The organism is Micromonospora sp. NPDC003776, from assembly GCF_053605645.1.
In genome coordinates this window covers 1-12,062 of record NZ_JBSGJR010000161.1, presented here as the reverse complement: position 1 = coordinate 12,062, position 12,062 = coordinate 1, and the positions used below count along the sequence as shown (strand labels likewise).

The 12,062-nt window shown below is 71.9% G+C and carries 10 protein-coding genes; 4 read left to right on the top strand and 6 right to left on the bottom strand.

Annotated elements, in window-relative coordinates; genetic code table 11:
- Positions 1-24: 24 nt before the first annotated feature.
- The gene (locus ACWEVO_RS15680) at positions 25-1,029 is read right to left on the bottom strand and encodes a zinc-binding dehydrogenase (protein ID WP_452308225.1); all 1,005 of its coding nucleotides are present in this window, start codon (positions 1,027-1,029) and stop codon (positions 25-27) included.
- A 175-nt stretch (positions 1,030-1,204) separates the two neighbouring features.
- On the opposite strand from ACWEVO_RS15680, the gene ACWEVO_RS15675 reads away from it, so the two are divergent.
- Positions 1,205-1,918: a spermidine synthase gene (locus ACWEVO_RS15675; protein WP_452308224.1), complete on the top strand. Its 714-nt coding sequence runs from the start codon at positions 1,205-1,207 to the stop codon at positions 1,916-1,918.
- Between the two features lie 36 nt (positions 1,919-1,954).
- Here ACWEVO_RS15675 and ACWEVO_RS15670 read toward each other — a convergent pair whose 3' ends face one another.
- Positions 1,955-2,152, bottom strand: a complete 198-nt coding sequence (locus ACWEVO_RS15670; protein WP_452308223.1) for a heavy-metal-associated domain-containing protein — start codon at positions 2,150-2,152, stop codon at positions 1,955-1,957.
- Positions 2,153-2,170: 18 nt separating this feature from the next.
- Here ACWEVO_RS15670 and ACWEVO_RS15665 point away from each other — a divergent pair, with 18 nt between their 5' ends.
- The gene (locus ACWEVO_RS15665) at positions 2,171-2,632 is read left to right on the top strand and encodes a DJ-1/PfpI family protein (protein WP_452308222.1); all 462 of its coding nucleotides are present in this window, start codon (positions 2,171-2,173) and stop codon (positions 2,630-2,632) included.
- 171 nt (positions 2,633-2,803) lie between these two features.
- Complete coding sequence (locus ACWEVO_RS15660; protein ID WP_452308221.1) at positions 2,804-3,997, top strand: hypothetical protein; 1,194 nt, start codon at positions 2,804-2,806, stop codon at positions 3,995-3,997.
- A gap of 72 nt (positions 3,998-4,069) precedes the next feature.
- Here ACWEVO_RS15660 and ACWEVO_RS15655 read toward each other — a convergent pair whose 3' ends face one another.
- Together ACWEVO_RS15655 and rph are read right to left on the bottom strand one after the other, a co-directional pair.
- Positions 4,070-5,260: a serine hydrolase domain-containing protein gene (locus ACWEVO_RS15655; RefSeq protein ID WP_452308220.1), complete on the bottom strand. Its 1,191-nt coding sequence runs from the start codon at positions 5,258-5,260 to the stop codon at positions 4,070-4,072.
- 99 nt (positions 5,261-5,359) lie between these two features.
- On the bottom strand, positions 5,360-7,957 hold the full coding sequence (rph, locus tag ACWEVO_RS15650) for a rifamycin-inactivating phosphotransferase (protein ID WP_452308219.1): 2,598 nt from the start codon (positions 7,955-7,957) through the stop codon (positions 5,360-5,362).
- A 334-nt stretch (positions 7,958-8,291) separates the two neighbouring features.
- Here rph and ACWEVO_RS15645 point away from each other — a divergent pair, with 334 nt between their 5' ends.
- Positions 8,292-8,900: a class I SAM-dependent methyltransferase gene (locus tag ACWEVO_RS15645; protein ID WP_452308218.1), complete on the top strand. Its 609-nt coding sequence runs from the start codon at positions 8,292-8,294 to the stop codon at positions 8,898-8,900.
- 25 nt (positions 8,901-8,925) lie between these two features.
- Here ACWEVO_RS15645 and ACWEVO_RS15640 read toward each other — a convergent pair whose 3' ends face one another.
- On the bottom strand, positions 8,926-9,930 hold the full coding sequence (locus tag ACWEVO_RS15640) for a serine/threonine protein phosphatase (RefSeq protein ID WP_452308217.1): 1,005 nt from the start codon (positions 9,928-9,930) through the stop codon (positions 8,926-8,928).
- A gap of 73 nt (positions 9,931-10,003) precedes the next feature.
- Positions 10,004-11,815 (bottom strand): hypothetical protein, encoded by a 1,812-nt coding sequence (locus tag ACWEVO_RS15635; protein WP_452308216.1) that lies wholly within the window; start codon positions 11,813-11,815, stop codon positions 10,004-10,006.
- Positions 11,816-12,062: the final 247 nt, after the last annotated feature.

The following is a 12,062-nucleotide window of genomic DNA, read 5'->3' as shown; positions in this document are numbered from 1 at the left end:
GGTCCTCGTGCGGCTGCGGGCCGGTCACGGGCGCAGGATCAGGCGGATCGGGTTGTCCTGCTTGTCGTGGACCCGGCGCACCGCCTCCGGCGCGTCGGCCAGCGGCAGCACGTCGCTGATCGAGGCGGTCAGGTCGAACCGGCCCAGCGCGGCGAGCGCCGCCAGTTGGTCGACGTGTTCGGCCTCCGAGCCGTAGTGGCCGAGCACGGCTTGGCGGCTGTAGTTGAACCGGGTGTCCGAGCGGATGGTGACCGGCTGGTTGGCGATGCCGACGAGGACCAGCCGGCCCTGCGCGCCGAGCACGGTCATGGCCTGCTCACGGGCCGGGGTGGCGCCGGCGAAGTCGAACGCGACGTCCAGTCCCCGGGCGGCGGTGATCTCCAGCACGGCGTCCCGGAAGCCGCCGTCCGCCGGGTCCAGGGCCAGGTCGGCGCCGAGGGACAACGCCCGGTCCCGGGCCGCCGGCAGCGGATCCACCGCGATGATCGGCGCCGCGCCGACCAGTCGCAGCAGTTGCACCGCGTGCACGCCCAGGCCGCCGACGCCCCACACCCCGACCGCCTCCCCCGGCCGGGTCCGCGCGGTCTCGGTCACCGCCGCCCACGGGGTGGAGACCGCGTCGGGAATGATGCAGGCGTGCTCGAACGGCATGCCCGCCGGGATCATCACGAGGGTGTCCTCGCGGGCCAGCGCGTACTCGGCCCAGCCGCCGTCGTAGTCCACGCCCCGGGTGAGCAGGGTGCCGCGCCTGTCCCGCTCCCCCGCCTGCAGCAGCACCGGCTGGCCCGGCTGCCAGCCGGTCACGCCCTCGCCGAGCGCGTCCACGGTCCCGGCCACCTCGTGACCGAGGGTGACCGCGTCACCGGGCAGATGGAGCGGAGTCAGCGTGCCGTCGATCAGGTGCACGTCGGACAGGCACACCCCCGCCGCGGCCACCTTGATCCGGACCTGTCCCGGGCCCGGTTCGGGCACCGGCACCGACTCCATCCGCAGCGCCCGCTCGGCCACGTGCAGCCGTCCGGCCAGCATCTCCGCCACGCCGCACCCCTCTCTCCGGCAACGGCTCCGGCCCGGCGCCGGACGCGCCGAGCCGCGACCGGCGTACCCGGAACGGGCCGGGCAATGCCGGCCGCGGCGGAAAACCACGCGCCGACCGGACGGGCCGGTAACATCCGGTGACGGAATCTGCGGAGAGGACCACCGGGTGGGCGCGCGCTTCGAGGAACTGGCCTGGCGGGAGACCCCGATCGGCGAAATCAGCCTGCGCCGGCGCCGCGACCCCTCGCTCGACGTCGACGTGTACGAGGTCAAGCTCGACGACGAGTTCCTGATGTCCAGCCTCTTCCCGGTCGCCGAGATCGAACTGGCCCGGCTCGGGCTGGCCCCGCTGACCGCGCCGGACCTGGACGTGGTGGTGGGCGGGCTCGGCCTCGGCTACACCGCGCGCACCGCGCTGGAGGATCCCCGGGTACGGTCCCTGACGGTGGTCGAGGCGATCGAGGACGTGATCGACTGGCACCGCCGGGACCTGCTGCCGTTCACCGCCGGGCTGGCCACCGACCCGCGTACCCGGTTCGTGCGGGCGGACTTCTTCGCGGCGGTCGCCACCGGCGCCGGGTTCGACCCGGAGTCGCCGGGCCGGCGGTTCCACGCGGTGCTGCTCGACGTGGACCACTCCCCCCGGCAGGTGCTGCACCCCAGCCACGCGGAGTTCTACACGGTCGACGGGCTGCGCCGGCTCGCCGCCCTGCTGCACCGCGACGGCGTCTTCGCGCTCTGGTCGAACGACCCGCCCGACCCGGCGTTCCAGCGGGCGCTGACCGAGGTGTTCCCGACCTCGGTGGCGCACATCGTCCGGTTCCCCAACCCGTTGCAGGGCCGCGAGGCCGCCAACACCGTCTACGTGGCGCGCTTCTGACCTGTCCCCGTCGGGGCGCGTGCCGGCGGGCCCGGCTCAGGCGACGTGGTGGCCGGCTTCGGCGATGGCCGCCCGCACCGCGGCCGGATCGGCGTCGCCGTCGACCCGGACGGTACGGGTAACCAGGTCCACCTCGACCGCGTGCGCCCCGGCGACCAGGCCGACCTCCTCCCGGATCGCCGCCACGCAGCGGCCACAGCTGATCTTCGGCACCGACAGCACGAGCTGGTTCACGGCTCACTTGCTCGCAAGGTGACCCGCGCCGACGTGCTGGTCGTCCCCGGCGGCCCCGGGCAGATCGCCCGGATGGCCGACACCCGGCTGCTCGACTGGCTGCGTGCGGTGGACGCCACCACCACCTGGACCACCTCGGTCTGCACCGGCTCGCTGCTGCTCGCCGCGGCGGGGCTGCTCGATGGTCGCCGGGCCACCTCGCACCGGCTGGCCGTGGATCAGCTACCGGCCTTCGGCGCGCTGCCGACGCCGGAGCGGATCGTCGAGGACGGCAAGTACGTCACCGCCGCCGGGGTGTCCGCCGGGGTCGACATGGCGCTCGCGCTGGCCGGGCGGATCGCCGGGGACGGCGTCGCCCAGGCGCTGCAGCTCGGCATCGAGTACGACCCGCAGCCGCCGTACCCGGCCGGCTCGCCGCGGACCGCCCCGGCGCCGCTGGTCGCCGCGCTGCGGGCGAATCCCGCCGCGGTGCTGGGCTGAGCACCCGGCCCGGGTGGGCGGTTCGCGTCCACCCGGGCCGGTCGGCTTCGTCTGCCGGGCGGGTCGCGGGCGCGCGGGGGTGGCACGGGACGGACGGCGAGGTGCACAAGCCGTAGTCTGCTGCCGGTGTGGCGACGACAGAGATCATGGGATGCGGTCGAGTGGGGCTCTGTGCAGCACGCGTACGGGCCGGCGGTGGAGGTGCCGGACCTGCTGGGCCGGCTACGCTCGCGCGACCGGGAGGCCCGCCGCAGCGCCTACCAGGGACTGTTCGACCTCCTGGTGCACCAGGGCTCGAGGTACGAGGCGAGCGCGGTCGCCGCGCCGTTCCTGGTCGAGATCGTCGCTGATCCCAAGGCGCCGGACCGCTTCGCCGCCTGCCAGGTGCTGGCGGCCATCGCGGTGGGGGATGAGAGTTCCTGGCTGATCGATCGCCCCGACGTGGCGAAGGCGCGGCGCGAAGTAGCGCACCGGGCCCAGCTCACCCGGACGCAGTTGGAGCGGGAGCAGGCCGACTGGGCGGCCGCGGGAAGGACGGACCACGAGCGCCGGGCTCGAGTTCACCGCAACGAGTTCTCCGACGTGGAGGACGACCGGGATGCCGCACGGTGGCAGATCGCGGCGTACGACGCAGTCCGCGCCGGTGTGCCCGCGTACCTCACGGCCCTCGCGTCTTCCGAGATCCCGGTACGGCTCCACGCCGCCCATCTGTTGGCCTGGTTCCCCGAAGAGCGGACGTCGATCGCACCGGCCCTGGCCCAGCTGATCGGCGCTGAACCGCAGCCCATGGTGGCAGCGACCGCCGCCGTGGCCGCAGGACTGTGTGGCGGCGTGGACGACCCTGAACTCGTCGACGCCCTGTCCGCCCGCCGCGGCAGGGACAACCGGGGAGAGCGGTGGTCGGCGGTGCTGGGGCTGGCCCGCCTGGTGTCGCGCCCCGACCGGCCGCTGATCGAGGAGCTGTACGCCTGCCTGTTCGGAGCCGTCGGTCCCGTACCGTACTGGCCGTTCCTCGACGGTGACATGGCGACGGTCGCCGCACTCACCATCCGCGACCTCGACTCGGCGGTCGCCCCGGACCGGTTACGGGTCCTCGTCGACCGGCTGAACGCCCCGGCTGACGACACCGACCGCTACCTGCTGCTGCGTGCCGCCCTCGACACCGCCTTCCCCGACGGCCCGGTACCGGACGGCACCGCCTACACCGACCTGAGCGCTGACCAGCGCACCGCCATCGCCAGGCTGCAACGCAGCGGAATGCTGGACGACGGCGCAATGGTCAGCATGCTGCTGGGCGCCTACAACCTGCCGGACGACCAGACGGCGATGACCCGGTGGTGCCACAACGACGTCGAGGGCGAGTAGGTCACCGGTCCGGCCTGCGGGCGGCGCGTGCGGGCGCCGGAGCCCGACTCGAGGGTCTCCGACGCCCTGCGGTCAGTCGTCGATCGCCTGGTAGACCGCGATCCAGAGGTCGTGCCACATCGGCAGTCGCTGGTCGCCCGCGTGGGCCCGCTGCATGATGACGATCGCCGTCAGGTCCTCGGCGGGATCGTTGTACCAGGCGGTGCCGTAGAAGCCGGGCCATCCGTAGCTCCCGACCGAGGGGCCGAGGTGCGTGCGGCGGGTGCGGACCGACATCCCGAAACCCCAGCCCATGGTGTCGAAGTACCCCGGCCAGAACCCGGAGACCGCCTTCTGTGCCGGGGTCAGGTGGTCGCTGGTCATCAGGGTCACCGAGGGCCGCGAGAGCACCCGCTCGCCGCGGTGAGTGCCGCCGGCGAGCAGAGCCGAGGCGAAGGCGAGCCAGTCGTCGGCGGTCGAGACGAGCCCGCCGCCGCCTGATTCGAACGCCGGCGGTCGGCTCCACCGCCCGTCGGGGGCGTCTTCGACGACCGGCTCACCGGTAGCGGCGTTGTCCCGCTCGTACGCCGTCGCCAACCGGCCGATGCGCTCGCCGCTCACGCTGAAGGCGGTGTCCTTCATTCCGAGCGGATCGCAGATCCGCTCGCGCAGGGCATCCCCGAAGGACATGCCGGTGGCCCGGGCGATGAGCACGCCCGTCACGTCGGCGGCGGTGTCGTACATCCAGCGCTCACCGGGCTGGTGGACGAGCGGAAGCGCGCCGAGCCGGCGGATCCATTCGTCCATCGACGGCCTGCGGAGTGTGTCCAGCGCGTCCGCGATCGGGACCGTTCCGGGCTCGGCAGGGACCATGCCGGTGCCCAGGGTGGAGGTCAGCAGATGTCGCAGCGTTATCGGGTGTTCCGCCGCAACGGTGTCGTCCAGTGGCCCGTCGGGATCGGCGAGCACGGTCATGTCCGCCAACTCCGGGAGGAGGTCGTCCACCGGGTCGTCGAGGCGGAGGGTGCAGTCCTCGACGAGCGTCATCGCACACGCGGCGACGACGGGCTTCGTCATCGAGCCCATGCGACAGATCGTGTCGCTCGCCATCGGCGTCCTCGACCCGGCGCCCTCGAACGCGAGATTGCCCGTGGCCTCGAGGTGCACCTCGCCGTGGCGGGCGAGGACGGCCACCGCACCCGGAACGAATCCGGAGTCGACGTGACGCTCGAGCAGCTCTCGCACCCGAGCCAGCCGTTTGGACGAGAAGCCACCTGTGGTCACCTGTCTCCTCCTCATCTCGTCCGCTCGTTTCCTCGTAGCTCGCATGATCGGCGTTGTCCCGGGCGAAAGCCACCGATGACCCGTGTCCGGTGTGGTCGGTCACGGCAGGATCTCGACGTACCCGTCCGTCCCGTGCACCCGGATCCGCTGCCCGTCGCGGATGAGCCGGGTGGCGTCCACCACGCCGACGACGGCCGGCAAGCCGTACTCCCGGGCGATCACCGCGCCATGGGTCATCAGGCCGCCCACCTCCGTCACCAGGCCGGCGACCGCGACGAACAGGGGCGACCAGCTGGGATCGGTGTAGGCGGTGACCAGGATGTCGCCCGCCGCCAGGTCGGCCTCCGCCAGGTCGAGGATGACGCGGGCCCGCCCCTCGACGGTCCCAGCGGAAACCGGTAGGCCGATCAGGGCTCCGGCCGGCGCGTCGTCCCGCCGGTACGCGCCGACGAGCGCCTCGCCCTCGGAGGTGAGGACCCGGGGTGGCGTGAGCGCCTGGTACGCCCGGAACGCCTCCTTGCGCTGCTGGATGAGCTGGTCGTCCACCCGGTTCGCGCGCACGACGTCGTGGAACTCCTCGAACGTGAGGTAGAAGATGTCTTCCTTCTCCCGGAGCACGTCGGCCTGCACGAGGCGCTCGGCCTCCGCCAGCAGCGCCTGCTTGTAGACGAAGTAGCGGCTGATGATGCCGTACTTCGGGTACTCGCGGTAGCCGATGAAGGTCCGGACCCGGTCGATCATCCGCTCGGTCTCGTCGGCCTTCTGCTCCCCGTCCGGCAGGGCCCGGAGGCGTTCGAGCACCTCCTGCGCCTTCTTCTGCGCCTCCTGCCGGCCGTGCTCGAAGCGCCGGGCGGCGGCGCCCGGCGCGAAGTTCCGGACGTTGTCGAGGATGAGGGGCACCAGCGTGCTGGGGCGTTCCCGCCAACGTGGCCTGGTGATGTCGATCTCGCCGACGCAGCGCATGCCGTACCGGTCGAGGTAGGCCTCGATGGCGTCGCGTGCTTCGGCGCCGCCCGCGAGCTTCGGCAGCTCGTCCAGGAATCCGTCGTCCTCGACGCCCCGCAGGAACGCCACCACCTCCGGGTGCGGGCGGATCACGTCGGCGACGTCGAGCAGCGCCAGCCCCATCTCCGAGGTGATGTTGTCCGGAGCGGACAGGGTGAGCGTGTCGGCGGCGTTCTTCTCGCCCAGCCACTCCTGCAGCCGGTCGTTGAGCCACCAGGTGGCCTCCATCCCGGCCATGATCGCCTGCATGCTCAGCGGATCGCTGAGGACTCGCTTGTGCTCCTGGAAGGCCTCCCGCAAAAACTCGAACAGCGCCGGTCCGGTCTCCGTCCGGATGTCGCGCCGTAGTGCGGCGATGGACGCCTCGCTCCGCTCGATCAGCTCGGTGACGATGCCCGGATCGGTCTCGATCGGGGCGGACCCGCCGCCGACCGGCGGCCGGCCGTGACCGCCGTCCGGGAGCGCCGGGAGGAAGCCGTCGCGGTCGAGGACGGTCTCCAGCGCGTCCCTGGTCAGCGGATCGGACCGACCCACCATCGCCAGGAAGCCGGCACGGCTCGCCGGCGAGGACAGGTGCCGGGTGGCGTCGACGAACAGCCTTCCGCCGGCCTCGTGCATCGGCGCCATGGCCGTCAGCTGCCACACGGAGATCCCCAGGGGCTTCATGGGGTCGGTCATCATCTGCTGGTGGCCGACGGAGAGGTAGACGTGGTTCTCCGCGTCGCCGGCCGCGGGGATGGGAAACAGCGTGGTGATCGGCCGGCTCTGGACGATCTGGAAGTCGTCGTCGACCAGGCACCATTCGATGTCCTGCGGCCGGCCGAAGTGCGTCTCGATCCGCCGTCCGAGCTGCACGAGCCGCACGACCTGCGGATCCGTCAGGGCCGGCTGCTCCTGCCGCTGCGGGTCGATCGCCACTTCCTGCGTCCCGCCGGACGGCAGGGCGTGCACGGCACACCGCTTGGCGCCGACCGCCTTGGCGACGACCTCACCGTCGCGCACCGTGAAGACGTCCGGGTTCACCCGGCCGGAGACCAGGGCCTCGCCGAGGCCGAAGCTGGCGTCCACGGTGGCGACCTTCCGGTTGCCGGTGACGGGATCGGCCGTGAACAGGATGCCGGCCGCCTGCGGGAAGACCATCCGCTGCACCACCACGGCCATGTGGACCGTACGGTGGTCGATGCCGTTGCGCTGGCGGTAGGTCACGGCACGCTCGGTGAACAGCGAGGCCCAGCACCGGCTGACGTGCTGCAGGATCGCCGCCCGCCCCACGACGTTCAGGTACGTGTCCTGCTGGCCGGCGAAGGAGGCCGTGGGCAGGTCCTCTGCCGTCGCGCTGGATCGGACGGCGTAGCCGGTCTGCTCACCGAGCCGGGCGAGCGCGCGGGTGATCGCCGCCGCGAGATCATCGGGGACGGTGATCCCCTCGATGGTCCGGCGGATCTCCGCGCTGAACGTCTGGATCGCCTCCCGGTCGTCCGGGCTCAGGCGCGACAGCTGATCGAGCCGATCATCGATCGACGACGCTTCCGCCATGATCCGCCGGAAGGCCTCCGTCGTCACGCAGAAGCCGGCCGGCACGCGGACGCCGTCGATCCGCGCCAGCCCGCCCAGGTGCGCGCCCTTGCCGCCAACGACCGCGACCTGCGTCTCGTCGACATCTTCGAGATCCAAGACGTACCGCTCGATCATCGCGACACCGCCGAGCCAGCCGTGCTGTCCACTGCGCCGGCCGCACGAATCACCGGCGGCTCCGCCCCGAACTCCCGCGATCGCACCGCTGGCTCCACGTCACCGCGTCCCCCATACGTCGACAACAACGCACGCACGTCGTGCCCCCCATTTCCGCAGGTTGTGGCCTCGGCGGACGATTCTGCGCCACCACAGGGGTCTTGCCGCAAGCCCCCCGGTGCGCTATACGTTAAGAGTGGCAGGGAGAGCAATCTCCTTGCCTTTGTGTTTTTTCGTCGCGTCAGCGCGCGCTGGGCCTGGCAGCGAGGGAGTCCGAGGCTCGTATGGTGACGCGGTGAACGTGGAGCACGTGGGGCAGGCATATTCGTCCGTCGCGGACCTTTACATCGAGCTGTTCGGTACGAGGGAGCAGGTACACGCCGAGGACCTCGCCTTCATCGAGCGGCACCTGTCGGGCCGGTCCGGCACGGTGCTCGACCTCGGTTGTGGACCTGGCCATATCACCGGTTACCTTCGCTCGCGGGGCGTCGACGCGCGGGGAATCGACATCGTTCCCGAGTTCATCGCGCATGCGAAGACGACCCATCCCGACGGCGTCTACCAGCTCGGGTCGATGGAGAAGCTGGATGTTGCGGACCATTCCGTCGGGGGCATCCTGGCCTGGTACTCGTTGATCCATCTACCGCCGCAGGATCTCGGCGGCGTGCTGGCCGAGTTTCGGCGCGCGATGGCTCCGGCCGGAGCGTTGGTGGTCGGGATCTTCGACGCAGATGAGGTCGGCGCCTTCGATCACAAGGTCGTGACCGCCTATCGCTGGCCCGTGGACGAGTTTTCGGAGCAGCTGACGCGAGCCGGCTTCACCGTGGTCGAGCATCTTCGGCGACCCAGCGACGGCACTCATCGGCCGCTCGCTAAGATCGCCGCGATACCGGCCGGCGGGTGAACTTGGTCCGTGAGCCGGATGCCGGCTACGGGCCGGGATATGCGGCGTGAACCTCGCCGCCGAACAGCCGCCAGTAGAAGTCGTTCATCCGTGCCGCGGCGGGGGCGTGCCGGGCGAGAATCCTCGCCACCGCCGCGGGCACGCCGGGTGGAATGTCGCCGGTCGCGCATCGGTGCACGTACTCGTTGCGGGCGACGGGGCCGCCGCTGGCCGGCACCGGCACTCCGCAGACAGTGGTGACCAGCCAGTTCACCAGCTCCATCGCCGCATACCCGGCATCGTGGCCGACGTGGCCCGCGACGAAGTCGCGCTCCGCGTCGGAGAGGTCGAACCGGGGCGAGGTGGCCAGCCCGAAGTCGACCAGGTAGATCCGATCACCATCGGCGCGCATGTTGCCGAAGTGTCCGTCCATGTGCAGCAGTTGGCGGTCACGCAGGAACGCCACGACCTCGAACAGCTGTTGTTCGGTCGTCGCCGCTCTGCCGACCGGATCGTCGTTCAGCCAGTTCAGCAGCGGATCGGGGACGTACTCGAAGAACTGCACCAGGCTGGCGGTCGCGTCGGCCAACTCCTCGAAGCGGCTGCGCACGGCGGGGGCGTCGCCGAGCCGGGCGACAGCCGCGTCGATGTCGAGGTGCTCGGACGCCGTCGGTGGGCGGCCGGGTAGCACCCGCCAGTGGTGCAGGATTGGAAACGACTCCGTCTCACCGGCCAGGACTGCCTCGGTGACCGTCAGGTTCGCTGCCAGCTCACGCCACACGCCGAAGCTCGGCCCGCCAATGCCGTACTGGCAGTAGGTCGGCAGGTGGGACAGGTTCGCGGTGCTGTGTGGATGGGCCAGCTCCCGGTCGGTGACCGGGGTGCGTTTGGCGAATACCGGCACGCCGTCGAGGTCGAGCAGGACGCACCCGCCGCCCACTCCCACACCCATGGTGGGCGCGACGTCGAGAACCGCCGCCAGCCCGCTGTCGGCGCGGGCGGCGAGCGCGGCGGAGACGCGATCATGGCGGGAACGTCGGGCGGCCAACATCTCGCCCCATCATGCCAGCCGGGCGGTGATCGCTCCCCCGTAGAAGAACGGCCCTGGCGCAGCGTCAGCTGGGTCAGGTTTTGCGGACCGCGCTGGTGAAGCCGGCGATGAAGAGGGTGGCGAAGGTCCAGGCGAGCAGTTGCAGGATCCAGCCGGCGATGGTGAGGAGTTGGCCGGCGGAGGTGTCGGTGGGTTGGCAGCGGTCGCGGGCGCCCGTTTTGATCAGCGGGGTGCCGAGGTCGAGGCCGACGCCGATCTGGTCGATGGTGGTGCAGGCGGTGGCCGCGGCTGCTCCGGTGCTCGCCGGCTTCTGGACGAGGCCGCCGTGGTGGCCGCCGATGACGCTGAGGGCGACGGCGGTCGCCAGCGTGGCGAGGAGCAGGAGCAGGGCCCGCCAGGGCTGGTAGCCGTAGCCGAGGGTGATGCCGGTGAGGCGACCCCAGGCGCGTTCGGAGCCGGCCAGCCCGGCGCGCTGGATCTGGTCACGGCGTTGGGCGATGAGGATGGTGCGGGCGTCGCGGTCGTGACCGGCGGCGCGGTACGCGGCGGCCAGGTGCTGATAGGGCTGGGCGGCGTAGCCGGGGGTGTGCTCGCGCAGCAGCGTCAGCCAGTGCCGCAGCGACACCGGCCGCGGCAGACCGCGGTAGGTGAGCCTGTCCAGCTCGACCAGCGATCCCCGGTCCGGGGCCAGGTGCGCCACCCGGTCGGTGTCGAGGCGGAAGGTTCCGCCGATCCGCGCACCGGTCAACACCAGCGCCGCCGGGCCACCAGCGCTGGTGGCGGTGAACCCGTCGTCCAGGAGCGCGTCCTGGTCGACCCGCAGGCCGGCGGCGTTGAGGGCCGGCCCGGCGGCGTTCTCCAGCCGCGCTCCGCCGCAGTACAGGACCCCGCCGATGTGGGCACCGGGCAGCTGGACCGTGCCCTGCTCACTGGCGCTGGCGGTGAATCCCGCGGCCAGGGCCACGTCCCCGTCGACCCGAAGGTGGTCGGCTTCGAGGGCGGCGCCGGCGGCGTTCTCCAGCCGCGCCCCGCCGCAGTCCAAGGTGCCGAGGTGGGCACCGAGCAGCCGGACCGTGCCCTGCTCACTGGCGCTGGTGGCGGTGAACCCGCCACGCAGGAACACGTCCTGGCCGACCGTCAGGTTGTCGGCGTTGAGGGCGGGTCCCGCGCTGTTCTCCAGCTGCGCCCCGCCGCAGTTCAGTTGCCCCCCGATGCGGGCACCGAGCAGCCGCACCGTGCCCAGTTCGCTGGCGCTGCCGGCGGTGAACCCGCCATTCAGGAACACGCTCTGGTCGACCTGGAGGCCGTCGGCGTCGAGGGCGGGTCCGATGCTGTTCTCCAGCCGCGCCCCGCCGCAGCCCAGAGTGCCGATGCGGGCTGCGAGCAGCCGGACCGTGCCCTGCTCGCCGGCGCTGGTGGCGGTGCTCCCGGCGAGCGACAGCACCCGGGCGGCGAAGTGTGTGGCGTCGACCGGCGCATCGTCCGAATCCGCCGGTTGCTCGATGCGGCACCCGATCAAGGCCACCGCCAGCAGTTGGGCCTTGCGGAGGTTCACGCCGTCGGGCAGCAGGCAGTCGCGCAACTCCAGCGCCAGATCGCTGGTGATGTTCTCCAGGTCGATCTGGCCGGCGATCCGGGCTCCGCGTAGCCGCAGGCCATGTGGGTCGGGGTCGCCGCCCAGCCGGCCGCGGACGAGGTCACGGATCACCGCAGCCGAGACGGTCCGCTCATCGCCCCAGGTCCGCATCGCCGCCTCGTCGACCGGCCCGTCACCGGCCAGATCGAGCACTTCACCGCGGGCAACGGACTCGATCAGTCGCTGCTCGACAGGAGTGTGCGCCCGATCGGCCGCATCCCGCACCGGCTGGCCGCCTGCTGATGACATGGCACCAATAATGGCCAGCCACGTCATCTACCGCGATCCCGGTCCGGCGCCGCGGGGGCGGAACGGGCCGGCCACCGAGACACCACCCCGTCGAAGATCCGCGCTCGGACGTGGTCGGCAACGGCGGGTGCGGCCCGTACGATGGGCCGACCCCGGGCGCGGCGGGGTCGGGGCCGAGGTGGACGGAGGTGCGATGGACCGGGAGGGTGCGCCGGCGGCCTTGCGCTTCCGGGCCTTGTTCAGCTAG

What these genes read in the sequence shown, in the direction of transcription:
- rph (WP_452308219.1), bottom strand. Translation starts at nt 7,957, where the DNA reads ATGATCGAGCGGTACGTCTTGGATCTCGAAGATGTCGACGAGACGCAG.
- ACWEVO_RS15680 (WP_452308225.1), bottom strand. Translation starts at nt 1,029, where the DNA reads ATGCTGGCCGGACGGCTGCACGTGGCCGAGCGGGCGCTGCGGATGGAG.
- ACWEVO_RS15635 (WP_452308216.1), bottom strand. Translation starts at nt 11,815, where the DNA reads ATGTCATCAGCAGGCGGCCAGCCGGTGCGGGATGCGGCCGATCGGGCG.
- ACWEVO_RS15640 (WP_452308217.1), bottom strand. Translation starts at nt 9,930, where the DNA reads ATGTTGGCCGCCCGACGTTCCCGCCATGATCGCGTCTCCGCCGCGCTC.